Source organism: Clostridium sp. FP2 (genome assembly GCF_011065955.2).
Lineage (GTDB): Bacteria > Bacillota > Clostridia > Clostridiales > Clostridiaceae > Clostridium_AD > Clostridium_AD tagluense.
Map to the genome: position 1 here is coordinate 3,445,836 of NZ_JAAMNI020000001.1, position 23,896 is coordinate 3,469,731.

Genomic DNA, 23,896 nt, shown 5'->3' on the forward strand with positions numbered 1-23,896 from the left:
TATATAAGCAATTTAGTGTAATTTTAGAATGTTCTCATTAATAGCAATATACGGATTTTTAAAATTCCCTTTTCAATAAAAATTCTGTAATTTCTTCTAAATATTTTGTATTTACCTCAAGTTTCTTTAATATTTGGAAACATTCCTGAGTTAAAGTATTACACCTTTCCTTGCATTTTTCTAAGCCATACATGGTTATAAAAGTTGTTTTATTATTGCACTCATCACCTTTTATATTTTTACCCAGAATATCAACGTCACCAATTACATCCAATATATCATCTTTTATTTGAAAAGCCAGACCCAATTTTTCACCGTAGTCACTTAAACTCGCTAAATCTTCCACCGGTGCATTTGCAAGGATTGCACCACTCACTATTGCCGCTTTAATTAGTTGACCTGTTTTATTTCTATGCATATAAAGAAGCTCTTCCTCGGATATTGTAATGCCTTCACTTAAAATATCGCAAATTTGCCCAGCTATCATTCCTTGAGATCCAGAAGCAGTTGCTATAACAGTACTTGCTTTAATTTTGTTTAAATCTCCATCTAAACATTGATTTAGCATTATTATCATGGCCTCATTTAATAATCCATCTCCTGCAAGTATAGCTATTGCTTCCCCATAAATTTTATGATTTGTGGGCTTTCCTCTACGCAAATCATCATTGTCCATGCTAGGCAGATCATCATGAATAAGAGAATATGTATGAATCATCTCAAGAGCTGCTCCAAACGGCATTATATCTCTATAATCACTCTTGTACATATCATATGTAAGAAGCATTAAAATTGGCCTAACTCTCTTACCACCAACCTTTATACTATAAATCATTGCTTCAAAATTTCTATTATCAACTTCAGGCTTATTATCAAAATAATCGCTTATCCACTGTTCTAATGTATCCTTAACGGATTTTATATTCATTTTATCCCTTCTTTTCTTTACAAATTTTAAAAATAATATAGTTCAAGGCACATTAAAATAAATAACAAGCACCTATACTAATCTATCTTGACTTGTTGTTTATTTACATGTACCTAAATTGATTTTTAAGGACATTTTAGAAGTAAAATCTTCTATTTAACCACTTCAGGTATTGCCATAAAATCTTTTTCGCCTTCAGCTGTTAGTATTTTTATTTTACCCTCTGTATCATTTAAAATTTTATATAAACTGTTACAAATTTTCGTACCTTCTTCGTAAATAGTCATGGTTTGCTCTAATGTAATTTCATTGCCATCCATGGTATCTACAATTTCTTCAAGTCTTAACATCATATTTTCATAAGATTCTTTTTTCTTTGCCATTAAAACTCCTCCAAATCGCTTATTTTAAATTCAGCGCTACCATCTTTTAATGTAATTTTAACCTGTTTTATATCTTTCAAATTGCTAATTTCACTAATAACTTTATTTTCATCATTTTGCAATAGTGCATAGCCCTTATTTAATACATTCAAAGGGTTATGTGCCTGCAAAAGAGCATTGAACTTGGAAAGCTTCTGCTTTTCTAATGAAATCACAACATTAAATTTATAACTTAGATTTTCTTTTAAATTATCTATATGAATATATTGATTAACTATATAATTTAAAGGGTTATTTATTTTTAGTGATTTATTTAGTAAATTAACCTTATTGTATTCCTTAGTGAGCTTAGATTCCACCGATCTCAGTAATAATTCTCTATGTGCTTTAATTTCATTATTTAAATCTTTTAAATTCTTCACAGCAATTTCCGCTGCAGCTGATGGGGTTGGTGCTCTATAGTCAGATGCAAAATCTGCTATAGTAAAGTCTGTTTCATGGCCAATTCCAGTAATTATAGGTATTTTAGAATTGTAAATTGCATAAGCTAAATTCTCTTCATTGAATGCCCATAATTCCTCTATAGAGCCTCCTCCTCTTGCAATAATAATTAAATCAACATTTTTTGTGCTATTAAAATATTTTATGCCACCTTCAATGTCCGCGCTTGCGCTTACACCTTGAACTAGTGCTGGATATATTAAAATATTAACCAAAGCGTTACGTCTTGTAGCAACATTAATAATGTCCTTAATCGCAGCCCCTGTTTCTGATGTAATTATTCCTATTTTAGTAGGAAATAAGGGTATATTTTTCTTATGAGTACTTTCAAATACTCCTTGTTTTTCTAACTTTTCCTTTAGATTTTGAAAAGCTAAATATAACTGCCCTTCACCATCTGGCTCTATAGACTCACAATAAATTTGATATGCCCCATCTCGTTCATAAACCGAAACCTTCCCACGAACAATAACATTCATCCCATCTCTAGGGGTAATTTTAAGTTTATGTGTTTGAGATTTAAACATTACACAATTTATCTTCCCAAATGCATCTTTTAATGAAAAATATATATGCCCACTAGAATGCAATTTTACATTAGATAGCTCGCCTTTAACATTTGCATTGTTTAATATAAAGTCACTATCTACTATTTTTTTAATGTATCCATTAAGGGCAGTTACTGTTATTACTTTAATAAACATTATTCCTCCAGGCTTCGCAAGCATTTTTAATAAGCATTGTGGTAGTCATGAGGCCCGTTCCACCTGGCACAGGTGTAACATAGCTTGCATGATTAATAACATCGTAAAAATTTACATCTCCTGCAATTTTATCATTTATCATTGTAGTACCAACATCTATAACTACTGCTCCCTCTTTAATAAACTCACTTGTAACAAACCCTGGTTTACCAATAGCCGCAACTATTATGTCTGCTGTTTTACAAATTTCTTTTAAATTTAGTGTTTTAGAGTGACATATAGTTACTGTTGCATCTTCATTAAGTAGTAATTGTGCTGCTGGTTTTCCTACAATATTGCTTCTACCCAAAACAACAGCATGCTTTCCTTTAATAACGCATCCAGTATTTTTAATCATTTCAATTACCCCTAAAGCAGTACAAGGAATAAAACAATTCTCTCCCTTATAAAATCTGCCCATATTCTTATCGGTTAATCCATCAATATCTTTTTTATATGAAATTTTAGAAGTAATTTCTTTCTCATTATATTTTTTTGGTAATGGCAATTGAAGTATTATACCGTCTACACTACTATCTTCATTAAATTTTTCTATAAGCTCTATAATATCTCTTTCATCCACGTCTTTATCTAAATGAGTACAACTATATGAAACACCTAATTTATCGCAGAGGTTATTCTGACTTTTTACATATGACAAGGAGCCACCATCATCACCAACTAAAATAGTTTTAATTGAAGGCACTCTTAGTCCCTTTGAAGTCCCTTCACTTATAACTGCCTTAATTTCATTTCTGTAGTTTTCAACTATTATTTTACCATTAACTTTAATTCCCATATTATCCTCTCCTTATTGGTTTTAAAATATTAATTACTACAATAGACTTCTCTTATAATTTCAAATTTCCTCTTTTAAAGTAATAAAATAGACTAGTATAGTGACTAGTCTATTTAAAAATAGCATAAAAGGCTCTAACTTTTTAAATCATTTTTGCTAAAATACCATTTATAAAAGCAGGAGAAGCATCTTCTCCATATTTCTTAGCAAGTTCTATTCCCTCATTTACAGAAACTACACTCGGTATCTCTTCCTCGAATAGTATTTCATATGTACTAATTCTTAAAATGGCTAGGTTCATTTTTGATAGTCTATCCAATTTCCACTTAATTAAATGCTTTTCAATATTTTTATCAATTTCCACACCATGTTCATGAATTCCTGCGAGCACCCTTGTAATATATGACATATCAACATCGTTTAAATCCACATCTGTATACTCTTTGAAGTTTTCAATTATCTCCTCATAGCTCTCTTTATTTATTGACATTTCAAAAAGTAATTTCATTGCTACTTCTCTTGACTTTCTTCTATTCATTAGTAATCCTCCTAGTTTTTCTATCAAATATAATAAACATCATAAAAATATAAAATTTGTTTTAATTACAATTATGTCCAAATTCATATATTTTTAACGTATAAACACCCTCTGATTAGAGAGGGTGTTTATTCCTATGCTTCTATTTCCTCTACCTTTTCTGTTTTAGGTAGTACAACATTTTGTACATACACATTTACTGCTGAAACTGTAAGTCCAGTCATTAGCTCTACAGATTTTTTTACATTCATTTGTGCTTTCTCAGTTACTTCTGGAATTTTAACCCCATATTCAACTACAACGTGTAAATCAATTACTGCACTATTTTCTCCAACATTGACTTTAACGCCTTTAGATAAATTTTTCTTACCACTTAATATTTGAGTTATTCCACCAACGAGACTAGCACTCATTCCCACAATTCCCTGTATTTCAGCAACAGCGAGTCCCGCTATAACACTAACTACATCCTCAGATATCTTAACAGTACCCATTTCCGTTTCATTTAAAATATTATCTTCCATATTAGTACCCCCTTGTTTAGCTTAGGTAAAACATGATAATGCTACATTTATTATAGCAGATAAATATTTGATTTACAATTATTATTCTTTTACCTTAACATCGATATTCTCTAATTTTGTTTTACTCATTACAACATCTTGAATACCTCGAAGCTCTTCTTTTGAAAGTTCTTTCTTAGAACTTTTAACAAATATTTCCACTTTGTCATCCACTATACTGCAAAGTGCTTCCTCAAACCCTTTAGCTTTTAGTGCAAGTTCCACGTCTGATTCTTTCTGCGTAGTAGTTGATACATCTAAATATTCATCAGCAGCCTTTTTCTTTTCTTCTTTTGGAGTATTAGCGTCATCGATTATTAATTTAATTGCTTGAAGCGCTTTTGCACTTTCTTGATTTCTTGATAATTTTGCTTCTGCAAAAAAGGTTGAAGAACTTTTGTTTTCTTTTAAAGATATTGCACTCTTCTCACCAAAATCACTATCATTTACATATAATGGCCCATTTACCTTTGTTGCAAGATACCCTGCACAAATTATAAGTACTACCAACGTAACAATTATACCTGATTGTTTTTTATTCATAATATTTCCCCCCATCTACCTTTCTAAGAAATTATATGCTAATTATTCATAGGATATACATTAACTTTATTTTCAGGCAAATTAAATAAATTAATTACTGCCTGTCTAATCCTAAGTTCAGTTATTTTTTCATTTGATCCTTCTGCCACCACACATACGCCAGTAATAATAGGCTTGTATTTTTTTACAATTAGCGGTTCATTTGTATTTCCATTATTGGACATAACAACTGTTCTTCCATCATTTTTTTGAGTGATATTTCTTTTTCCTCCTCCAGTATCATTTTCTACTGTAAGACTTTCAGAATCATTTATGTTTACTGCAGGGACACTCTCCTCCCCACTCTCAAAATAGATCATAAGCTGTACCTTTCCAACTCCTCTAATTTCTTCAAGTGTTGATTTAAGTTTATTTTCTAATTGTGATTCATAATCACTTAATCCTGAAACCTTTGTTTCTTTTATAATTTTATCCTTCTGCGTCTCTTCTAAGGCAGCTGATGTTGAACTATTATTTTTAAAAAAACTACTCCCAAGGACTATTACAACTGCCACTAAGATCATTAATACCAAATTTCCGAGTAGCTTGTCAGATTTTTTACCATTACCCAGTTTATTTTTGTCATCACCACCATTTAATTTTGATTTAATATACTTAGTAAATTTACTAAGCAAATCATCATTGTTCATAGAAATCCCCCTTTTTCTTATTTTTAATCTTAATCACATATAGATAAATAATCAGTATGCTATTCTAACTTAACAAGCCTTATTCAATATACTAATTGTTAATCTCATCTTTTATAAGTTTAATTTATAAACAGTAACAATATTCGCAGATATTTTAAATTTACTACTTAATAGCCTCTTTATTTTGTCCCCCTGCTCACCCTTTAAAATATCTCTTTTTGAGGCATTAACACTTTTAGCATTAATTTCTATTTTCCTAATATTTCTAACTCCTTTATCTACAATTCCAATTTCAATTTTATTAATATTAAATACTGCCTTTTTATCATCATAGATAATATCTATATCAGCATTATACTTATTTTCGGGATAAGATTGTTCTAAGTCTATAATACATTGCTTCTCTAAGTTTTTTTTAAAATTTTCAGTGGTATTTAACATGTTAATATCTTTATACTTTTTTATATCTGTGACTGCAGTACTTGACTCCATGTAACTTGTTGCTTTATTTGTATAAGAATAAAAATTAAAGTCCTTATTAAAAATCTTTATTATAGGGTTTATAATTACTACAATTAACATCAGTCCTAATACAAATTTAGCATATTTTTTCATATTATTATCTGGTAAAATCATCTCCACTGCTGTAATAAAAAATATAGCAATAGTGATGTTGATTACCCAGACTTTTAATGCTTCAATCAAATTAGCACCACCCCCTTTTTTATAAGTTTAGAGCTTATTTGTTTCAACCCATCATTATCCCTTTTCCAGTGGAAGCTATTATTGCCACCATTATGAAAAACATTACACTTACAGATATGACGCAGGACATTAAAAGAATAATAGAATCCCCTACTGAATTTATACAATCTACTGTGCGACTATCACTTATTGGTTCAATAATTGCAGCTGTAACTTTATATAGAAAAGCCATAATTAACAGTTTTATAATAGGCAATAAAACTATTACTAAAATAATAATAAGACCTAACCCACTTATGGCATTTTTTAAAAGAAGTGAGTATCCAGCTACTGTAGAAATTGCATCAGATAAACATTTCCCAACTACAGGTATAAAATTATCTACTGCAAATTTTGCTGTTTTTATAGTAACTTGATCTATAGTTTTTGCTGCTATACTTCTTAAGGTAATTACCCCAATGAAGACTGTCATTACTATTCCCTGAACCCATATAGCAACTTGTTTTAAAAGTTTTGTTAAATTATTAATTTTAAAATCACTAGATATATTGTTAACAAATTGTAGTACAAAGCTCATAAATATTATAGGAATGAGAATATCCACATAAACTCTAGAACTTACAGTAGCAAAACCCATTATTACAGGGTCCAGCAGTGTAGCTTCGGTAAATCCTCCCACACTAGCTAGTAGCATCATTAGTACTGGCATAAGCGCTGCCATAAAATCCGCCATATTAATAATTGTGCTTTTAGCAAGCTCTACTCCTATATAAAAGCTTTTAGTTATTAGAATTATCATTACACCATAACAGGCAAAATAAGCAATGCTTGATAAATTTTCACTACTAAAAGCACTTTGTAGATTGTGAAGTAGGGCGCACACAATAGCAATAATTAAAAGACTACCAATTAGTTGCAATGACGCACATATTTCTTTAAATGTGAATTTAATAAGATAATTAGAGATATTTTTAAAACTAAATCCATTTTCGCCAGTTTTCATAAATCCATCTACAAACGCTTTTGGCTCCATATCATTAAATATCTCATACTTTGTTTTTATATTAGTAATGTAATCATATAAATTGCTTATTTCTTTTTGCTGTTTTTCTCCAATTTTGCCTACTTCGGTAGCATGTACACTAATAGGTAAACATATTAAAAGTAATAAAATCATCAATATTTTTTTCATATTATACCTCTACATTATTTTTAGAATAGATTGCATTATTGCCATTAAGATAGGTATTGCCAAAACTAATATCAATATTTTCCCGGCAAATTCAACTTTTGCCCCGATGCTATTTTCACCAGCATCCCTACAAATCTCACTGCAAAAAGATGCTAAATATGCAATGCCAAGTATTTTGAAAACTGTGTTTAAATATACAACATCAATATTGGCCCTATTTGCTAATGTTTGCAAAAAACTCATTATTATTGTAAGTTTGTTTATCATAAACAAAAAAATTAATATTCCTGCTGCAATACTAACTTGAATAGCTAAATCATCCCTTTTGTCTTTAAATATAAGCACAATAAATAAAGCCATGAAAGCAAATGCAACAACTTTAATTATTTCCATAATGCCCTCCTCTTGTGCTAAAACTGAAACAAAGTTTTTACAGAAGTAAATAGTTTGCTTACTAGATTTATCACCATAATAAGAATTATTATTACTCCGGCTAAATTTGCAACTACAGCAATATCTTCCTTTCCCCCACTTTTTAAAATCTTGTCAATAATAATTATGAGAATACCTGTTGCCCCTATTTTAAACAGCAAACTAACATCTAACACTTAGAAAACCTCCCCCCTATATTAATACTATTACAATCATCGCCCCAAAAGAAAAACCTAAATATCTATACATTCTTATATTTTTATTCATAAAATCTTCTGATATTTTAATTTGTTTTTTTAAATTTGCAAGGGTCAATGAAAATATATTGATTTGACCTTCAATATCAGACTCTCCCAAAGTTTTAGATAAATCCAAAATAACATTTATATCATCAGAGTTTAGATATATTCTACTTTTTACTGAATTCATGGCACTGTTCATTGCCTCATAAACATTTTCATAGTTATTGCCTGATAATAATTCACTGGTTTTATTAAAAAGCTCCCCTATTGGCTCTTTGCTTTTTTGTGCTACACTTTTAAATGCATCCGGCAAAAGAGCATGTACATAAGTTATTTCATTTTGTAGTTGATATATCGCTCTTTGAACTTCATTTAGTTGAAAAACCCTATACTTTAACCTTTCACTATATATAAAACCAGCTATAGTTGAAGCAGTTACAATCACAGCACATGCAATTATTTTAATCATATTATGACCTCCATATATCTGCACCTTTAGTAAAATCATAAATGCATTCTATTGTCCCAATACCTTTTTTGTTAGAAAGCACTATGCCTCTTGAAAATACGTAATTTTCCATGATATCTTTAAAAACCAATCTTTTATACAGGTCTTCAATTCCAAAGCCATGAATAGTTGTAATTAAACTAATACCAGAATTTAATGCCATTAAAATACTTTCCATATCATTTTGAGTACCAATTTCATCACATACAATAACATCAGGTGACATACTTCTAATTGCCATCATAATCCCTTGGCTCTTTGGACAATTATCTAGTACATCCGTTCGAATGCCCACATCCATTTGTGGTATGCCTTTAAAAGAACCTGCTATTTCAGACCTCTCATCAATTATAGAAACATTTTTACCATTAAAATTTTTATTTTTATCCCCCTGGGATATATGCCTCGTAATATCTCTAAGTAAAGTTGTTTTTCCACATTTAGGAGGAGATATAATAATTGTATTGTGTACTGAATTGTTACAAGTAATATAAGGCATTACTCTGCCCGCACAACCAATAATTTCTTTACACGCTCTTATGTTTATAGATGATATATCTTTAATAGTTTTTATGCTATTATTCTCAATAACACAAATTCCACATAGTCCAACTCTATGTCCACCTTTTATAGTTATATATCCTTGCCTGATTTCGTCTTCAAAAGCATATATTGAGTAATTGCTTATTCTCTGCATTATATATTTAATATCTTCAGCCGTTGCAATATAATCCCAAATTTCTTCAATATTCCCAATGTGTGCAAATATAGGCTTGTTTACTTTTATCCTAAGCTCTTCAAGTTCCTGTATTTTATTAACCTGTTCTAATTTACTTCTAATAGTCATAGGTAATATTTCAAATAAATCTTTTGTAACTAAAATTTTTATCACCCTCTCATATATAATTTCTATTATAGGTTACTGTAAAATATTCCATATAAAGCTAAAAATTATTAGCTTGAATGGATTCATTTTACATAATATATGTGATAGGTCTCCAAAAAAGAATAAAAAAAAAGAACCAAATTGGCTCTTTTTAAATATATAATCTATAGCTTATACCCTTAGCATATAGTCACCATTTCTGGTATCTATTCTTATAGTTTCGCCTTCATTAACGAACATTGGAACTTGAATTATTGCTCCTGTTTCAACAGTAGCTGGTTTTGTTACACTTGAAGACGTATTACCCCGAACACCTGGTTCAGTAGCTGTTACAACTAGTTCTACAAAATTTGGAGCTTCCACTGAGAAAGCCTCATTCTTATAAAATTTTATTACAGCAAACATGTTTTCTTTTAAATATTTTATGGCATCTTCAACTTTTTCGTAGTTAAGTGGTATTTGTTCATATGTTTCTTGATCCATAAAGTAGTATAATCCATCTGCTGCATATAAGTACTGCATTTCTTTTCTTTCTATAACCGCTTCTTGTAATTTTGTAGTTGGATTAAAGGTTTTTTCTGTAACCCCTTGGTTAATAACATTTCTTAACTTAGTTCTAACAAAAGCAGCCCCTTTACCAGGTTTTACATGTAAAAATTCTATTACTGTGTAAACTTGTCCACCTTCATCAAATGTAGTTCCTTTTCTTATATCTCCTGCTGAAATCATTAAGTATCCCTCCAAAATTCATTGTTAATTCAATTAACCCATTATATTATAACCTTATTAGATATATTAATACCAATTTCTACAATTATATTGTAGAAATCTTTTTATCCCAGTAAATTTAAATTTGACCCGTTTATAATTCAAATTTCCCTATGTAAAAATCGCTTTAAAATTTTTCTTATAATCTCAGTAAATGTAAACATTACAGTGGAACAATGTTATTTTATCAAAACTTAATGATATTTGCAAATATAATTATATAATATTTAAATAATCTTTATCTTTTTCATAATTATACCACTTAATCATCTTCTTGAGGCTGAAATATTAAGGTTATCACCCATAATTTACTTGTTTTTTTTAAAATCAATACTTATAGTTGTAGTTTTAGATTCCTTATTAATATTAATACTGTTTATGCTTAAAAGACTCTTACTTTCATTTAAAGAATATAATGAAGTATTCAATAATTTTATATCTCCCCTGTAATCTACTTGGACATTACATTTCTCCTGTCCTATCATATTTATAGTTTTCACTCCAAAATCACTATTTCTTCCTATAAGTTCCAAAATGTCACTGTATCCATATTTTTCTACCATCACAGGGTTTTTATCCACTTTAATATTAACTAGGGCTTGGTTTTTAAGATAGTTAAATTTATACGCTACAAAAATAAGTTTAAAAGACAAAATCCCCATTATAATTAGTAAAGTAAATAGAACCCATTTAAATTGTCTGTTTTTATTCATCATTATACCTATAATATAACTTTAAAGTTAAACTTCCCTTCATTTTTAATGTTTGGAGTTAATTTTTTAATGGAATATTTATCTTCTATGAGTCTTACTACACGAATATATTCCTCATAGTTATTAACTTCTATATCTATTTCCAAATTATCTTTTGTTATATTAATATTCTTGTAGGTGAAATTATTATTCTCAAAAAATTTGCTTATTTCTTTATGCTTTTCAATAATAATTCTATCTTTTCTAGCCGTTTCTATAATATTAACAGCTTTATTTTCACTAGCTTTCTCGCCAGCCACATCTTTTATTCCATTAGAAATATTAAATATGAGGCTTATCAAAATAATGTTTACTATTAAAACTATTTTAATACATAATTTAACTTTTTTACTCCATATTTCACTTTTTCTATCTTCGTACCAATTTGGAATGAATGTTTTTTTTACCATAACATCACCCTTTTATTATCATATATTTTAGCAATTGTTCCCTTTTTAAATTTTCTAACATTTCCTTAGGCAATGTAAGATATTTGAATTCTTCTATATTTAACCCTTCCACATTTACATAATATATTTTTTTACATAGTTTAGCATAGTCGTTGTACTTATCTAAAAACTCATTCATTGCATATGAAAATTTAAACAATAGCAAATCCACAACCCTAACAATAGTATTAGCCACAATTTCATCATTATTACATATTATGAAGTATAAAATATCATTGTAATAAAAAACCAATATATAGTTTTTCTCATGGATTTTGTTACAATAGTAATTTTTAAAACAAAACTGAATTAAGTTTACTTTTTTTAAACTGATATTATTATCAATGGAGCTTTCTAATACATTTAGCTTATTTCCACTAAGGCAAAAAACTAATATTTCCATATTAAATTTATCTTTTTTAATAAGCTTATAGGTAAATGAAATATGCTCTATGTCTTTATAATAATATCTTAGTTCATTTTTAATCAAATCATTAATTAGATGTTTTTTCACCAGCGGTAGGGTTATCATTTTAATATATACTGTCTCCCCCTCAACAAGAACATATAGATTTTTGTTCTTTATATCCATTTCAAAATCTTTTATATTAAGAGTATCCTTATAATATGTATTTCCGCAGGCTATAGTATTAACTCTATTTAATATTCTGTTTTTAGAAAATCCTATGCCTGAAATTCTTTCTGCTGAAACTTCTAAAAGCATATTCCTTCTAAATTTCATTTTTTCCACCACCATTTATTGTTATAATCAATTATTTAAAGATCCAGCCACTTGCCCAGGGGGTGGCACTTTATACTCTGTTTTTATAAATACCATATGAAAACTTTCACCAATAGTTTGTAATTCAAAGTAATCATTTCTATTTGCACCATACTTGTAAGGTGTTGTAAAAATGAACTCATTGCTTTTATTAGAATAGTTCACCTCCGCTTTTTCATACTTTACTATGTAGCTTTTAGAATTGTAGAAAAACTCATTTATTCCTTTTTTTATTTCTTCTTTATTTTCATTAATATAAGTAAAAAATAAAGTCATTAGGTATTCACTATATCTTTGATATTCATCCTCTTTAAGTAGATATACTTTAGTACTTTTGGAATACTTTACTTCTGACAGTTGAATGTCAAATATATACATCATTATAGTTAAACAAATAATTCCTACTAAAGTAACATAAACCATTATAAATCCCTTTTTAGTTTGCATTTTCTATTGCTAAACACCTCTCAATGCTTTGACCATTATGCCAGGTAACTTTAATATAAAGAGTTTTTCTGGTTCTTCTGGCCACAAAGTCTTTCAAATCATCTATAATTACATTTTTATGGGAATTTTCTACAGGTGTAATATTCTTTGTACCATACAAGATATAAAGATTTCCATTGATACATTTTATGTAATTTATGGTAATTCCATCAGAATGATTTATTTTAATAATATTATCCTCAGTTGTTATTGTACTTGCATCCTCATTAACTTCTTTTTCTATTATTGCTATGGCTTCGTTTAAATAATTAAACCCTTCATTTTCTAATACATTATTTTTATAATTTTTCAAATAAGAGATAAGCATACTATCTAAAGCCCCCACCATTAAAAATACCAAGCCCATAACAATTACTATTTCTATAAGTGTAGCTCCACTTTTTTTCATTTATGATCACCTTTATAGAAATTACACTGTAATTCTATAATATTCTTTGGACTCCTAGAATGTAATGATAATCTTAAAGTGTATACCTTAAATTCACATTTTAAAAAGCTCAATTCTATATAGGGATCCGTAAGTATTGCTTTCTCTGAAAACACGTCCAGTACTCCGCTTTGAATTTTATTCAAAGTCATATTTTCCTTATTTACAAAAACTCTGTTATTTTTCTGTAACCCTTCTAACCCCTCAAAGGTCATAGAATATATAATATTATTTTTAAGGCCCTCCATTATAGATACATTATTATTTATAGTTTTAATATCTTTTTTTATATTATGAGAAGTTAGGTCAAAGGACATCATGCAAATGAAAATGGTAGAGAATATTCCTAGGCTACATAGTACCTCAAGCAATGTAAATCCTTTTTTACTTATTGATTTTGACATATGACGTACCTACTCTCATTGTAATTTCCTGTTCTATTGAATTATTATCCTTTAATATTATTGTACATGCATCATTACTAAAACCATCCTTATCAATTTCAATTTTTCCATTTATTCGTCTACCTTGAACTTTATATAAGGTTATCCCCTTTGTGAATGCTAGTGTTTTTACCGTATTACGGTCATTTTCTAAATTCATTTCATTTTTTTCTATATCAAAAGTTATTTTTGCACTACAAGAATTTTCTCTACAATACATCTTTGAATTATTAATAAAACCTACTGTTGCATTGCAATAATAATCTAAATCCACTTTATTTTTTACTGATTTATGGAATCTTATAGAAATAACACTACAGCCTGCAATCATGCTCATAATGCCTATAACTAATACCATCTCAATTAATGTAAATCCCTTACGCATAATTTTACCTTCCTTATTAAATCATTACCTGTGGTGCTGAACAGCAACATCGGTGCTGAACAGCAACATCGGTGCTGAAGTGTCTTTAAAATTTGCCTGCGGAGTCCATAACGCTTAGCATTGGTAGCATAACCGCTAATATTATTGTACCTATCATAACTCCTAAAAATATTATTAGAATTGGCTCTAGTAGTGCAGTAGCTTTTTCTACATTTTCCTCTGCATCTTCATAGAAGATGTCTGCAGCTATTAAAAACATGCCATCTAAATTACCGGTTTCTTCTCCTATTTTCACCATAGCCACAAAAAATTGTGGAAATAGGTTCATTTCATTTAAACAGCTTGATAAATCTCCCCCTTTTTTAATGTCACTTGAAACTGTTTTAAGTTTTAGCTTAAAATATCTATTTCCAATAATATCATGGATTATTTCAAAAGCTTTTAAAAGACCCACTCCACTAGTTAACAATATATTAAGCCCTCTAGTAAATCTTGTATAAATGAGACGTTTATATACTGGGCCTAATATTGGGCAAATAAATTTAAATTTGTCAAAAGCCATCTTGCCCTTTTCTGTTTTAAAGTATTCTATAGAAATAAAAATCAGAGTTAAATTTATCATTAAAATCCATAAAAAATTTGCTCCTAAAAAGTTACTCATCCCTAAAACCACTCTGGTGATTAATGGAGTTTTTGCATGGAAAGAATTTAAATTTGTAATAAATACGGGAATTACTTTTATAAACAAAAAAAATGATACAATTGTTAATGTAACAAATACTGTGCAAGGATAAATCATTGAATTCGTAAATTTTTTTAACAGCTTATGCTCTTTTTCATAATACCCTGCCAATTCTTCTAGAATTATATCTAGCTTCCCACTCTCTTCACCTAAATAAATCATATTTATCATAAACTCTGGGTATACATTTATGGTTTTTTTCATACTTATATGCAGTGAATTACCCTTTTGCACATTTTCCCTAATGCTTAGGAGACTCTTTTTTATTGACTTATGTACCATTTGTTCATAAAGCAAATTAAGAATGTCACATATAGGAATGCCTGATTTAATACATATTGAAAATTGTCTGCAAAACATAGATATAGTTTTCAAATTAGGTTTAGTAGAAATTTCAGTTATTTTTTTTATATTCCTACACTTTATTAAAAATAATTTTTTTTCGCGTAATTCAAGTGCTAAATCTTCTATACTATCACTGCAGGTAGTACCCTTTATTGTTATTCCATCGAATGTTTTGGCCATATATTTAAATCTCATATTATATTTCACCTATCACTAATTATCTTATTTAAAATTGTAGCTATAAGTAGCATTTATAAATTCTTCTATGGATGTTACACCATTGCGCACTGAAGCCCTGCAAGTCTCCATAAAAGAATCTGATTTCTTTTCATTGCAATATTTCCAAAGCTCATCACTTATGCCACTTCTTGCTATAATAGATTTATGAACATCATCTAATTTCAGTAATTCATATACCACTGTTCTACCTTTATATCCAGTTCCATTACATTTATTACACCCCACTCCTTTATATATTTTCTCTCCATTATTAAATCCTAAATGCTCAAATTCGTCATTAATAGTCTCATATTCCATTTTACAAGTGGAGCACAATTTTCTTATTAATCTCTGAGCAAGTACTACAACTAATGAATCTGCAACTAGATATGATGGAATACCCATATCTATCAGCCTGGATATTGACGTAGTTGCATCATTTGTATGAAGACTTGTTAATACTAAATGTCCTGTTATTGATGCCCTCACAGCAATTTGTGCCGTTTCTTCATCTCTTATTTCTCCAAGCATTATTATATCTGGATCTTGCCTTAAAATACTTCGGAGCCCAGTTGAAAAAGTAAGACCCGCTTTATTGTTTACGTTTACTTGATTAATTCTAGGCATATTATATTCTATTGGATCTTCTATCGTAACGATATTTTTACTTTTACTATTAATTTCATTTAGCAGTGCATATAGTGTTGTTGATTTTCCGCTTCCTGTTGGTCCTGCAACGACAATCATTCCATGAGAAAGCTTTAATATATCCTTTAAAATCATAACCTTATCGCAGCTAAAACCCAATGAGTCTAAATTTATAAATCTCTCTAACTTGTATAAAACTCTTATAACTAGCTTTTCTCCATACATTGTTGGCAGCGAAGATACCCTAAAATCATAGTCTATTCCATCAATATTTTCAGTTATTTTTCCATCTTGTGGAATTAACTTAGTGGCTATATCCATGTTTGCCATTATTTTCATTCTTGTACATAGTGATTTATACACGTTACTTGGAATTTGATTTATCTCATTTAAAATACCATCTACTCTCATACGAAGTATGGCAAAATCCTTAAAAGGCTCTAGATGAATGTCACTAGCTTCTGCATTTACAGCTTGCTTTAAAAGGGAATTTGTTATTCTTATAACTGGTGCATTTTCAGTAGAAAATTCTGAATGTGCCTCTTCATTTTTTTCACTTTCCTCTAGCATATATTCTTTTCTCATTTCCTCCACTGCCACATCCACAATTTGTTTTCCATAACAGTTTTCAATAGCCTGGTCTATATTGCTAGATAGCGCAAAAAATATTTTTATTTTTTTGTTTGTTATAAATTTAAGTTCATCAATAACTTTTATTTCAAATGGATTTGAAAAAGCAACATGTACTTCATTACTATTATCATAAAAAGGTATTAAGCCGTATTTGTCAGCTACCTCCCTAGATATTAGTTTAAACGCTTGATTTTTTTTACTATTAGATTCAAGCTCCGTATAAGATATGTTAAAATCATTTTCTAATATTAAAATAAGCTGATTTAAATCTATTTTTAACTCCCTTAAAATTATTTGCTCTTCACTACAACCTCTTTTAAATGAGTCCTCTTTTATCTGTATATGTTCTTCCTCTGTAATTAGGTTTTTGTCTAATAATAATTGGAGTAAATTTTTTTTCATATTATTTTACCTTTTCTAATATTTGATTTTCATAGGATATCCTTTTTTAATTTTTGTCCACTTTCACAATTTTATTCACCTTTTAGGTCAGAATTTTTCGACAAAATAAAAAACAACTGTACTATTGTTAAATAGACAGCTGTTTTAAAATTAATTTAGAAAAAATTTACCTTCAAAGGTTATTTCTGCTGGTCCTTCCATTAGAACTTCACCTTTAGCAATCTCTACAGTAATTACTCCACCGGGAACCTGTACTTCTACCTTTTTATCAATATATCCTAGTCTATTTGCTGCTACTACAGATGCACAACTACCAGTACCACAAGCTAATGTTGGTCCTGCACCCCTTTCCCAAGTTTTCACCCTTATCACATTTCTTCCTACTATTTCGCAAAAATTTACATTTGTTTTTTCAGGAAATAGGTCGAGACGTTCAATAAATTTTCCTTCCTCAACCTGATACTCTTCCTGCTTGCCAAAAACAATAGTATGTGGCACCCCCATAAACATTGAAGTAATGTAATACTCTTTATTACTAACCTCTATCTTTTTATTAATTATTTCTGACTTAGATAAAGCAGGAATACTACTGGGATTAAAATTATATTTTCCCATATTTATATTTACGCTTTCAGCGAATCCATCTTTAGTGCATATATTGGCCAGCTTTACACCATCACCAGTTTCTATTTTCATATTTTCCTTTTGCACATATTTCTTTTCAAAAACATATTTAGCAAAGCACCTTATGCCATTTCCACACATGGATGCATAAGAACCATCCGCATTAATAATTATCATCTGAATATCTGCTATATTACTTTTTGTAACTATTAAAATCCCATCTGCACCTATTCCAAAATGCCTATCACAAAGTTTTATAGCTAGGCCTTCCAAATTAGCATATTTGCCCTGAAAATCTTCAATAACAATAAAATCATTTCCCGTTCCCTGCATTTTTGTAAAATTTATAATTTCCAAATAGCTCCTCCTTTTTGCAATACAACTAGTATGACTTTTCAATAATTTTCTTTAATGGTATAATATAAATATAACTTAACTTATTAATATTATATTATATAATGTATTATTTACAAAGCATAAGTGCATAATTTTATAAAGTTTTAAAGACGTTTCAGAAGGAAAGGGTGATATGTATGGCATTAGATGGGATTTATTTATCTAGCCTCATTGAGGAAATAAAAGATGTTATTATAGATTGCAGAGTTGATAAAGTAACCCAACCAGAAAAAGATGAGATTATATTAAGTTTTAAAAAGAATAGAAAAATATATAAGTTATTAATAAGTTCAAGTTCAAATTATCCTAGAATTCATTTTACAGAATTTAATAAAGAAAACCCAGCTCAAGCACCTATATTCTGTATGGTTTTAAGAAAATATTTAAATACTGCCACAGTTTTAGATGTAAGACAATTAAACTCCGATAGATTGTTAATTATCGACTTTAAAAGTAGTGATGAATTAGGCTTTGATAGCGTCTACTCTTTGATAATTGAAATAATGGGTAGGCATAGTAACATTAGCTTAGTCCGTACCCGTGATAATTTGGTTATGGATAGCATAAAACACGTTACAGCAGATGTAAACACTTTTAGAGTTTTATTTACTGGTGTAGAATATGCATACCCTCCTATTTCTACAAAACTAAATCCTTTTAATTTTACTTATGAGGAGTTCTATGAGTATATAACCACTAAAGAAATACAATACGCTGAAAAATTCTTTACAGGTACTTTCACAGGAATAAGTTCTAAACTCTCCTCTGAACTCTTTTATAGATATTCTTTTGAACATAAAAGTTTTGATTTAGAGCATGCTAAACACATTTATGATTTTACAGTAAATATCTTTAAGTCACTATCTAAAAATACTTTTTTAGCTTCCTATACTGTGAAAGGTAAACTAGAAGATTTCCATTGCGTTAAGCTAACCTCTTTAAAAGATTGTGAATACGCAGAGTACGATTCACCCTCTAAATTAATAGAGAATTTTTATTTTCAAAAGGATAACCACGATAGATTAAATTCTAAAAGTGCAGGTCTTCAAAAAATAGTTCATAATAATATTAATCGTTGTGATAAAAAAATAAAAATACTTAAAGAAACCTTAAAAGAATGTGATACTAAAGGTGCCTATAAGTTAAATGGCGAACTTTTAACTGCAAATATATACTCCCTTAAAAAGGGTGACAAGTTTGCTAGTGTAGTTAATTATTATAGTGAAGATGGAGCCTTTGTTAAAATAAAACTCGATGAAAATAAAACTCCCTCACAAAATATTCAGTACTACTTCAAAAAATATAACAAATTTAAGATAGCAGAAGAAATGGCCATAATTCAAATGAATCTTACTGAAAATGAATTAAAATATCTTCATTCTGTACTCACTAACATAATAAATGTAGAAAACTATAATGGAATTGAAGATATTAAAAATGAATTAATAGAAACTGACTATATTACATTTAAAAAGCATAATAAAGGTAAAAATAAAAAGGCAAAGCCAACCAAACCCATGCATTTTATTTCAAGTGATGGAATAGATATTTATGTGGGTAGAAATAATATCCAAAATGACTTTTTAACATTAAAGCTTGCCAATAAAAATGATATGTGGCTTCACACAAAGGATATCCCAGGTTCCCACGTTATTATTAAAAATTTTGGTAATATACCTGAAACCACACTACTGGAAGCTTGCAACTTATCAGCATTTTATAGTAAATCTAAGGATTCTTCTAGTGTACCTGTTGATTATACAGAGGTGAAAAATGTAAAGAAGCCCTCAGGTGCAAAACCTGGAATGGTTATTTACTCTACAAATAAAACTATGTATATAACGCCTATGGAAAGCACTTTAAAAAGGGTTGAATAAAAAATATGATATTATCTTATACCCTCACTTATAGAATCAATGGGTGCATTTTCGAGGTGTACATATAACAACTAACACATTAAATATTATACATTTTAACAATAGAAAAAGCAGAGGGTTTAAACACAGCCTTCTGCTTATATTTTGAGGTATTGCCTTTAACTTATGTTTCGTATCTGTACTTGTTCAGGTAAATTTTCTTTTAGAATAGTAATAACTTTATCGTAATCACTCTTTTTAAAATGAAATGTTTGCTCCATAAACCCACCTGCTAACTTAACCTTTATATCCTTTGAACTAATTACAATAACTTTTTCAATTTCATTCCATAATATAATCTCTTTATATCTATACATTGATATGAAACCTTTTGAGTTAATTCCTTGTTTAATCCATATGCTTACAAACATAACAATAGCTAACACTCCTATTACATAATGAACCCAGGTATTCGCATAAAAATATATAATACCTATGAAAATAATCACACAAAACAATACAGTAATAATTTCTACATACGTTTTTCTTGTTGGCATTATTAATTCTTTCATGTATCTTAACTGTTTTAAAATAATCGCAATAAAAGATAATGGAATAATAATATCAAAAATACTCATTCAAACTCTCTCCTTCACAAGTAATTTTAGTTGTTAATATTTAGTGTTCCTTTTATTCATGTCGTAAGTTTTTACGACTATCAAACAACTTACAGATAGATTGTACCATTTAATACCATGAAATAACCTTCATTCATCAAAATATAAGACAAAAATAAGAGAATGAATATATGTATAATATATTCATTCTCTTATTTTCATTTAGAAATTCTCATAAACCTTCCGCAGTAACATGCATAATAGTATGAGCTTTCTCCAAAGTGACTTGCAATAAGAAGCGCAGTAACATTGAAATTTAATTTAGAAATTCTTCTTTTTTCAATATAAAATTCTCGTAAGCCTGCCAGGACGGCAGGCTAGCGAACCTGAGCCAGGAAGGCGAATGTGAGTGTTAGAGAAATTTATATTGGAAAAAGATTAGAATTTCTTAATAAAATTTCACGTTTTAAGCTCTTATTGCAAGGCACGTAGGAGAAAGCTCATAGGGATACACTCTTACTCTTCTTTTTTCTTTCTAGGTACTTCTTTTATATATTGGTAATAATAACATAAAAGTCTTCCATTATATAATTTCCTATTTTTATCTGCTTTCTTTCCAAATTCCTTCTGAAATTCACCGTTAGCAGTTATGACAAAGCAGGACCATTCATTTAGACTCTCATACATCTCTCCAAAATCAATATGAAGTTTTTTTACTTCTGCTGCCTCTCCTATTCTCTCTCCATAAGGTGGATTTGTTATTATAACTCCATATTTCTGCCTAGAGGTAAAACTTTGCATTGGTATTTTTTGAAATTTTATAAAGTCCTTAACTCCTGCTTTTTCCGCATTAGCTATGGCTGTTCGAAGTAAACTTCCATCAATATCTGAAGCTAATATTTCGATTTCATTGTTATTTACAGTTTTTCTTGCACCTTCGCGTACTTGCTCCCATATATCAGTCTCAATATTTGGCCAAGTTTCACTAACAAATTTTCTATTTATCCCTGGAGCAATGTTTTTCGCTATAAGGGCTGCTTCTATGGCTATAGTTCCAGAACCACAAAGTGGGTCAGCTAAAACTCTTGAACTATCCCATTTACTTATTAGCACAAGGGCTGCAGCTAAAGTCTCTTTAAGTGGTGCCTCGCCAGCATATTCCCTATATCCTCTTTTATGTAGTCCCACACCTGACGTATCTACGGATAGCGTTACTATATCCCTTAGAATTGCAACCTCTATCTTATACTCTGGTCCCTCTTCTGAAAACCACTCTCTATCATATTTTTTCTTCATAGACTCAACTACTGCCTTTTTTACTATGCCTTGGCAATCTGGCACACTGTGAAGCTGTGATTTTACAGATTTACCTACGATATGCATATTACCGTCTTCTGGTATTAAATTGCCCCAATCTACGGCTAAGGTGCCTTGAAATAGCTCTTCAAAAGACAAGGCCTTAAATTCAGCCATCTTTATAAAAAGTCTTTCTGCTGTTCTAAGCCAAGTATTGCATATAGCAATGTCCATTTCATCGCCTTCAAAAGTTACTCTTCCATTTTCAACCTTTAAATCTTCGTATCCTAGTGCTTTTAGTTCTTTTGCTGTTACTGCTTCTATTCCAAAAGTAGTAGTGGCAATTAAAGTATACATCATATATTATCGCTCCTATTTCTTCTTTTCTTTAGTCATCTTAAAAAATAACTAGTCAGTATGCTAGTTACTCATTTAAGATACTTTATTGTTAGTATCACTCATATTATAATATCTCTATTTCTTATTATTGTCTAGAAATTTTAAATTTCAATCTAAATAAAAATAAAAGTGCCAGAATTAAATCTGACACTTATGTTAAAAAATTATATTAATTATCTCCTGACTTACTCTTTTCAGGTAAAACTAAGTTCAGTATTATGCCCACCAGGGTTGCAAGGGCTACACCTGCAATCTCAAATTCTGCACCTGCAAACGGGAACTTAATACCTCCTCCACCAACACCTAAAACTATTATCACTGAAGCAATTATAAGATTTCTCTTTTTACTAAAATCGACTTTGTCTTCCACAAAAATTCTAAAACCAGAGGATGCAATTATTCCAAATAACATAACACTAACTCCTCCAATTACTGGAAGTGGAATATTTCCTATTACTGCTGAAACTGGTCCTATAAAGGATAATATAATTGCTATTATTGCAGCTCCTCCAATTACCCAAACACTGTAGACCTTTGTGATTGCCATAACTCCTATATTCTCACCATAAGTGGTATTAGGCGGTCCTCCCACAAACCCTGCAAACATTGTAGCAATTCCGTCTCCTAGGATTGATCTATGTAGACCTGGATCTTTTGTGAAGTCACGGCCACAAACATTACTTGTAACATATACGTGACCAATATGTTCGGCAAGTGTTACAAAAGCCACTGGTGCCATAAGCATAATAGCATTTATGTTAAAGGTTGGCAAAACAAAACTTGGTAATGTAAAAAATCTAGCCTTACCTATTTCCTGTAGAACTTCCTTTGGAATTACACCAAGTAACATAGAAAGTGCATATCCAATTACCATTGCAATGAGTATTGGTACTACGCCGAAAAATCCTTTGAAATACATAGTACCTATTATAGCAATTGCAAGTGTTGTCATCGATACAAATATCCATGCGCCTCTAGATACACCCTCAAGTGCTGGTGTTGTAAAGGATGAATTTAACCCTGCCCAATTTATTGCAACTGAAGCGAGACTTAGTCCTATTACAATTACAACAGAACCTACCACCACTGGAGATAACATTCTATCTAACCATTTGGTTCCTGCAAATTTAATAATTAAAGCTACAATTACATATACAAACCCTGCTGCAATAATTCCTGATAACATGGAACTTTGGCCATATGCTTTTGTGGCCACACCCATAGGTCCAATGAACGCAAAGGATGACCCTACATATGCAGGAAGCCTAGCCTTTGTGCATAAAATATATAGTAACGTTCCCACCCCACTACAAAACAGTGCAATTGAAGGACTAAGACCTGTAAGCATTGGTACTAGTATAGTCGCTCCTACCATAGCAAATAAGTGTTGGAAGCTTAATGGGAGAGTCTTCATGATTGGTAATCTTTCATTAACATCTACAATATTATTCATTTGTTCCTCCTTTTAGTCTCGCTGGACTATTTTAAAAGATTATTTATCTTCTTCGAAGCTATTTATCTTCTTCGAAGCTATTTATCTTCTTCGAAGCTATTT

29 protein-coding genes are annotated in these 23,896 nt (G+C 29.8%); 1 reads left to right on the plus strand and 28 read right to left on the minus strand.

The features are described 5' to 3' along the window. Positions 1 to 58: 58 nt before the first annotated feature. The 25 genes from G9F71_RS16540 to dapF form a co-directional block, all read right to left on the minus strand. Positions 59 to 928 (minus strand): polyprenyl synthetase family protein, encoded by an 870-nt coding sequence (locus tag G9F71_RS16540; RefSeq protein ID WP_164950883.1) that lies wholly within the window; start codon positions 926 to 928, stop codon positions 59 to 61. A 152-nt stretch (positions 929 to 1,080) separates the two neighbouring features. After that, positions 1,081 to 1,311 carry an exodeoxyribonuclease VII small subunit gene (locus G9F71_RS16545; protein ID WP_124998895.1) on the minus strand — a complete coding sequence of 77 codons (231 nt, stop codon included), beginning with the start codon at positions 1,309 to 1,311 and terminating at the stop codon, positions 1,081 to 1,083. Next, positions 1,311 to 2,516 carry an exodeoxyribonuclease VII large subunit gene (gene xseA / locus G9F71_RS16550; protein ID WP_164950882.1) on the minus strand — a complete coding sequence of 402 codons (1,206 nt, stop codon included), beginning with the start codon at positions 2,514 to 2,516 and terminating at the stop codon, positions 1,311 to 1,313. The genes G9F71_RS16545 and xseA overlap by 1 nt, the downstream gene beginning before the upstream one ends. Next, positions 2,506 to 3,354 carry a bifunctional 5,10-methylenetetrahydrofolate dehydrogenase/5,10-methenyltetrahydrofolate cyclohydrolase gene (locus G9F71_RS16555; protein ID WP_164950881.1) on the minus strand — a complete coding sequence of 283 codons (849 nt, stop codon included), beginning with the start codon at positions 3,352 to 3,354 and terminating at the stop codon, positions 2,506 to 2,508. The genes xseA and G9F71_RS16555 overlap by 11 nt, the downstream gene beginning before the upstream one ends. A gap of 142 nt (positions 3,355 to 3,496) precedes the next feature. After that, on the minus strand, positions 3,497 to 3,892 hold the full coding sequence (gene nusB, locus G9F71_RS16560) for a transcription antitermination factor NusB (protein ID WP_124998889.1): 396 nt from the start codon (positions 3,890 to 3,892) through the stop codon (positions 3,497 to 3,499). A gap of 134 nt (positions 3,893 to 4,026) precedes the next feature. Further along, positions 4,027 to 4,416, minus strand: coding sequence for an Asp23/Gls24 family envelope stress response protein (locus tag G9F71_RS16565; RefSeq protein WP_124998886.1), 390 nt, complete (start codon positions 4,414 to 4,416; stop codon positions 4,027 to 4,029). A gap of 81 nt (positions 4,417 to 4,497) precedes the next feature. Beyond that, positions 4,498 to 4,998, minus strand: a complete 501-nt coding sequence (locus G9F71_RS16570; RefSeq protein WP_164950880.1) for a SpoIIIAH-like family protein — start codon at positions 4,996 to 4,998, stop codon at positions 4,498 to 4,500. Positions 4,999 to 5,036: 38 nt separating this feature from the next. Then, positions 5,037 to 5,687 carry a stage III sporulation protein AG gene (spoIIIAG, locus tag G9F71_RS16575; protein WP_164950879.1) on the minus strand — a complete coding sequence of 217 codons (651 nt, stop codon included), beginning with the start codon at positions 5,685 to 5,687 and terminating at the stop codon, positions 5,037 to 5,039. 111 nt (positions 5,688 to 5,798) lie between these two features. Next, positions 5,799 to 6,392 carry a stage III sporulation protein AF gene (gene spoIIIAF / locus G9F71_RS16580; protein WP_124998880.1) on the minus strand — a complete coding sequence of 198 codons (594 nt, stop codon included), beginning with the start codon at positions 6,390 to 6,392 and terminating at the stop codon, positions 5,799 to 5,801. A 43-nt stretch (positions 6,393 to 6,435) separates the two neighbouring features. Further along, positions 6,436 to 7,584 (minus strand): stage III sporulation protein AE, encoded by a 1,149-nt coding sequence (gene spoIIIAE, locus G9F71_RS16585; RefSeq protein WP_164944274.1) that lies wholly within the window; start codon positions 7,582 to 7,584, stop codon positions 6,436 to 6,438. Positions 7,585 to 7,593: 9 nt separating this feature from the next. Continuing rightward, positions 7,594 to 7,977 (minus strand): stage III sporulation protein AD, encoded by a 384-nt coding sequence (gene spoIIIAD, locus G9F71_RS16590; protein ID WP_124998876.1) that lies wholly within the window; start codon positions 7,975 to 7,977, stop codon positions 7,594 to 7,596. Positions 7,978 to 7,994: 17 nt separating this feature from the next. Next, on the minus strand, positions 7,995 to 8,192 hold the full coding sequence (spoIIIAC, locus tag G9F71_RS16595) for a stage III sporulation protein AC (protein WP_124998874.1): 198 nt from the start codon (positions 8,190 to 8,192) through the stop codon (positions 7,995 to 7,997). Positions 8,193 to 8,208: 16 nt separating this feature from the next. Further along, complete coding sequence (spoIIIAB, locus tag G9F71_RS16600) at positions 8,209 to 8,727, minus strand: stage III sporulation protein SpoIIIAB (RefSeq protein WP_164950878.1); 519 nt, start codon at positions 8,725 to 8,727, stop codon at positions 8,209 to 8,211. Between the two features lies 1 nt (position 8,728). Further along, the gene (gene spoIIIAA, locus G9F71_RS16605) at positions 8,729 to 9,649 is read right to left on the minus strand and encodes a stage III sporulation protein AA (protein WP_220321353.1); all 921 of its coding nucleotides are present in this window, start codon (positions 9,647 to 9,649) and stop codon (positions 8,729 to 8,731) included. A gap of 174 nt (positions 9,650 to 9,823) precedes the next feature. Continuing rightward, positions 9,824 to 10,381: an elongation factor P gene (gene efp, locus G9F71_RS16610; protein ID WP_124997840.1), complete on the minus strand. Its 558-nt coding sequence runs from the start codon at positions 10,379 to 10,381 to the stop codon at positions 9,824 to 9,826. Positions 10,382 to 10,728: 347 nt separating this feature from the next. Then, entirely contained in the window at positions 10,729 to 11,136 is a 408-nt protein-coding gene (locus tag G9F71_RS16615; RefSeq protein ID WP_164950877.1) for a hypothetical protein, read from the minus strand. Between the two features lie 5 nt (positions 11,137 to 11,141). Then, complete coding sequence (locus G9F71_RS16620; RefSeq protein WP_164950876.1) at positions 11,142 to 11,582, minus strand: hypothetical protein; 441 nt, start codon at positions 11,580 to 11,582, stop codon at positions 11,142 to 11,144. Positions 11,583 to 11,586: 4 nt separating this feature from the next. Continuing rightward, on the minus strand, positions 11,587 to 12,363 hold the full coding sequence (locus G9F71_RS16625) for a hypothetical protein (RefSeq protein ID WP_164950875.1): 777 nt from the start codon (positions 12,361 to 12,363) through the stop codon (positions 11,587 to 11,589). A 27-nt stretch (positions 12,364 to 12,390) separates the two neighbouring features. Further along, on the minus strand, positions 12,391 to 12,849 hold the full coding sequence (locus tag G9F71_RS16630) for a hypothetical protein (RefSeq protein ID WP_164950874.1): 459 nt from the start codon (positions 12,847 to 12,849) through the stop codon (positions 12,391 to 12,393). After that, positions 12,839 to 13,297: a hypothetical protein gene (locus G9F71_RS16635; protein WP_164950873.1), complete on the minus strand. Its 459-nt coding sequence runs from the start codon at positions 13,295 to 13,297 to the stop codon at positions 12,839 to 12,841. Before G9F71_RS16635 ends, G9F71_RS16630 begins: the two co-directional genes overlap by 11 nt. Further along, complete coding sequence (locus G9F71_RS16640; protein ID WP_164950872.1) at positions 13,294 to 13,740, minus strand: type II secretion system protein; 447 nt, start codon at positions 13,738 to 13,740, stop codon at positions 13,294 to 13,296. Before G9F71_RS16640 ends, G9F71_RS16635 begins: the two co-directional genes overlap by 4 nt. Continuing rightward, positions 13,721 to 14,164, minus strand: a complete 444-nt coding sequence (locus tag G9F71_RS16645) for a type II secretion system protein (protein ID WP_164950871.1) — start codon at positions 14,162 to 14,164, stop codon at positions 13,721 to 13,723. The genes G9F71_RS16640 and G9F71_RS16645 overlap by 20 nt, the downstream gene beginning before the upstream one ends. Before the next feature lie 85 nt (positions 14,165 to 14,249). Continuing rightward, entirely contained in the window at positions 14,250 to 15,446 is a 1,197-nt protein-coding gene (locus G9F71_RS16650; RefSeq protein WP_164950870.1) for a type II secretion system F family protein, read from the minus strand. Between the two features lie 27 nt (positions 15,447 to 15,473). After that, positions 15,474 to 17,153, minus strand: a complete 1,680-nt coding sequence (locus G9F71_RS16655; protein WP_164950869.1) for a GspE/PulE family protein — start codon at positions 17,151 to 17,153, stop codon at positions 15,474 to 15,476. Between the two features lie 150 nt (positions 17,154 to 17,303). Further along, positions 17,304 to 18,125: a diaminopimelate epimerase gene (gene dapF, locus G9F71_RS16660; protein ID WP_164950940.1), complete on the minus strand. Its 822-nt coding sequence runs from the start codon at positions 18,123 to 18,125 to the stop codon at positions 17,304 to 17,306. Positions 18,126 to 18,310: 185 nt separating this feature from the next. Between dapF and G9F71_RS16665 the strand changes: the two genes are divergently transcribed. Further along, positions 18,311 to 20,050, plus strand: a complete 1,740-nt coding sequence (locus G9F71_RS16665; RefSeq protein ID WP_164950868.1) for an NFACT family protein — start codon at positions 18,311 to 18,313, stop codon at positions 20,048 to 20,050. Positions 20,051 to 20,208: 158 nt separating this feature from the next. Here the strand turns inward: G9F71_RS16665 and G9F71_RS16670 are convergent, their stop codons facing one another. The 3 genes from G9F71_RS16670 to uraA all read right to left on the minus strand — a co-directional run bounded on the left by G9F71_RS16670 (position 20,209) and on the right by uraA (position 23,794). After that, positions 20,209 to 20,667: a hypothetical protein gene (locus G9F71_RS16670; RefSeq protein ID WP_164950867.1), complete on the minus strand. Its 459-nt coding sequence runs from the start codon at positions 20,665 to 20,667 to the stop codon at positions 20,209 to 20,211. A gap of 495 nt (positions 20,668 to 21,162) precedes the next feature. Then, on the minus strand, positions 21,163 to 22,302 hold the full coding sequence (locus G9F71_RS16675) for a class I SAM-dependent RNA methyltransferase (protein ID WP_164950866.1): 1,140 nt from the start codon (positions 22,300 to 22,302) through the stop codon (positions 21,163 to 21,165). 208 nt (positions 22,303 to 22,510) lie between these two features. Then, the gene (gene uraA, locus G9F71_RS16680; protein ID WP_164950865.1) at positions 22,511 to 23,794 is read right to left on the minus strand and encodes a uracil permease; all 1,284 of its coding nucleotides are present in this window, start codon (positions 23,792 to 23,794) and stop codon (positions 22,511 to 22,513) included. Positions 23,795 to 23,896: the final 102 nt, after the last annotated feature.

Excerpts from the sequence above, each read along its gene's own strand:
- G9F71_RS16540 (WP_164950883.1), bottom strand. The coding sequence starts at position 928 with ATGAATATAAAATCCGTTAAGGATACATTAGAACAGTGGATAAGCGAT.
- G9F71_RS16545 (WP_124998895.1), bottom strand. The coding sequence starts at position 1,311 with ATGGCAAAGAAAAAAGAATCTTATGAAAATATGATGTTAAGACTTGAA.
- xseA (WP_164950882.1), bottom strand. The coding sequence starts at position 2,516 with ATGTTTATTAAAGTAATAACAGTAACTGCCCTTAATGGATACATTAAA.
- G9F71_RS16555 (WP_164950881.1), bottom strand. The coding sequence starts at position 3,354 with ATGGGAATTAAAGTTAATGGTAAAATAATAGTTGAAAACTACAGAAAT.
- nusB (WP_124998889.1), bottom strand. The coding sequence starts at position 3,892 with ATGAATAGAAGAAAGTCAAGAGAAGTAGCAATGAAATTACTTTTTGAA.
- G9F71_RS16565 (WP_124998886.1), bottom strand. The coding sequence starts at position 4,416 with ATGGAAGATAATATTTTAAATGAAACGGAAATGGGTACTGTTAAGATA.
- G9F71_RS16570 (WP_164950880.1), bottom strand. The coding sequence starts at position 4,998 with ATGAATAAAAAACAATCAGGTATAATTGTTACGTTGGTAGTACTTATA.
- spoIIIAG (WP_164950879.1), bottom strand. The coding sequence starts at position 5,687 with ATGAACAATGATGATTTGCTTAGTAAATTTACTAAGTATATTAAATCA.
- spoIIIAE (WP_164944274.1), bottom strand. The coding sequence starts at position 7,584 with ATGAAAAAAATATTGATGATTTTATTACTTTTAATATGTTTACCTATT.
- spoIIIAD (WP_124998876.1), bottom strand. The coding sequence starts at position 7,977 with ATGGAAATAATTAAAGTTGTTGCATTTGCTTTCATGGCTTTATTTATT.
- spoIIIAB (WP_164950878.1), bottom strand. The coding sequence starts at position 8,727 with ATGATTAAAATAATTGCATGTGCTGTGATTGTAACTGCTTCAACTATA.
- efp (WP_124997840.1), bottom strand. The coding sequence starts at position 10,381 with ATGATTTCAGCAGGAGATATAAGAAAAGGAACTACATTTGATGAAGGT.
- G9F71_RS16615 (WP_164950877.1), bottom strand. The coding sequence starts at position 11,136 with ATGATGAATAAAAACAGACAATTTAAATGGGTTCTATTTACTTTACTA.
- G9F71_RS16620 (WP_164950876.1), bottom strand. The coding sequence starts at position 11,582 with ATGGTAAAAAAAACATTCATTCCAAATTGGTACGAAGATAGAAAAAGT.
- G9F71_RS16625 (WP_164950875.1), bottom strand. The coding sequence starts at position 12,363 with ATGAAATTTAGAAGGAATATGCTTTTAGAAGTTTCAGCAGAAAGAATT.
- G9F71_RS16630 (WP_164950874.1), bottom strand. The coding sequence starts at position 12,849 with ATGCAAACTAAAAAGGGATTTATAATGGTTTATGTTACTTTAGTAGGA.
- G9F71_RS16635 (WP_164950873.1), bottom strand. The coding sequence starts at position 13,297 with ATGAAAAAAAGTGGAGCTACACTTATAGAAATAGTAATTGTTATGGGC.
- G9F71_RS16640 (WP_164950872.1), bottom strand. The coding sequence starts at position 13,740 with ATGTCAAAATCAATAAGTAAAAAAGGATTTACATTGCTTGAGGTACTA.
- G9F71_RS16645 (WP_164950871.1), bottom strand. The coding sequence starts at position 14,164 with ATGCGTAAGGGATTTACATTAATTGAGATGGTATTAGTTATAGGCATT.
- G9F71_RS16650 (WP_164950870.1), bottom strand. The coding sequence starts at position 15,446 with ATGAGATTTAAATATATGGCCAAAACATTCGATGGAATAACAATAAAG.
- G9F71_RS16655 (WP_164950869.1), bottom strand. The coding sequence starts at position 17,153 with ATGAAAAAAAATTTACTCCAATTATTATTAGACAAAAACCTAATTACA.
- G9F71_RS16665 (WP_164950868.1), top strand. The coding sequence starts at position 18,311 with ATGGCATTAGATGGGATTTATTTATCTAGCCTCATTGAGGAAATAAAA.
- G9F71_RS16670 (WP_164950867.1), bottom strand. The coding sequence starts at position 20,667 with ATGAGTATTTTTGATATTATTATTCCATTATCTTTTATTGCGATTATT.
- G9F71_RS16675 (WP_164950866.1), bottom strand. The coding sequence starts at position 22,302 with ATGATGTATACTTTAATTGCCACTACTACTTTTGGAATAGAAGCAGTA.
- uraA (WP_164950865.1), bottom strand. The coding sequence starts at position 23,794 with ATGAATAATATTGTAGATGTTAATGAAAGATTACCAATCATGAAGACT.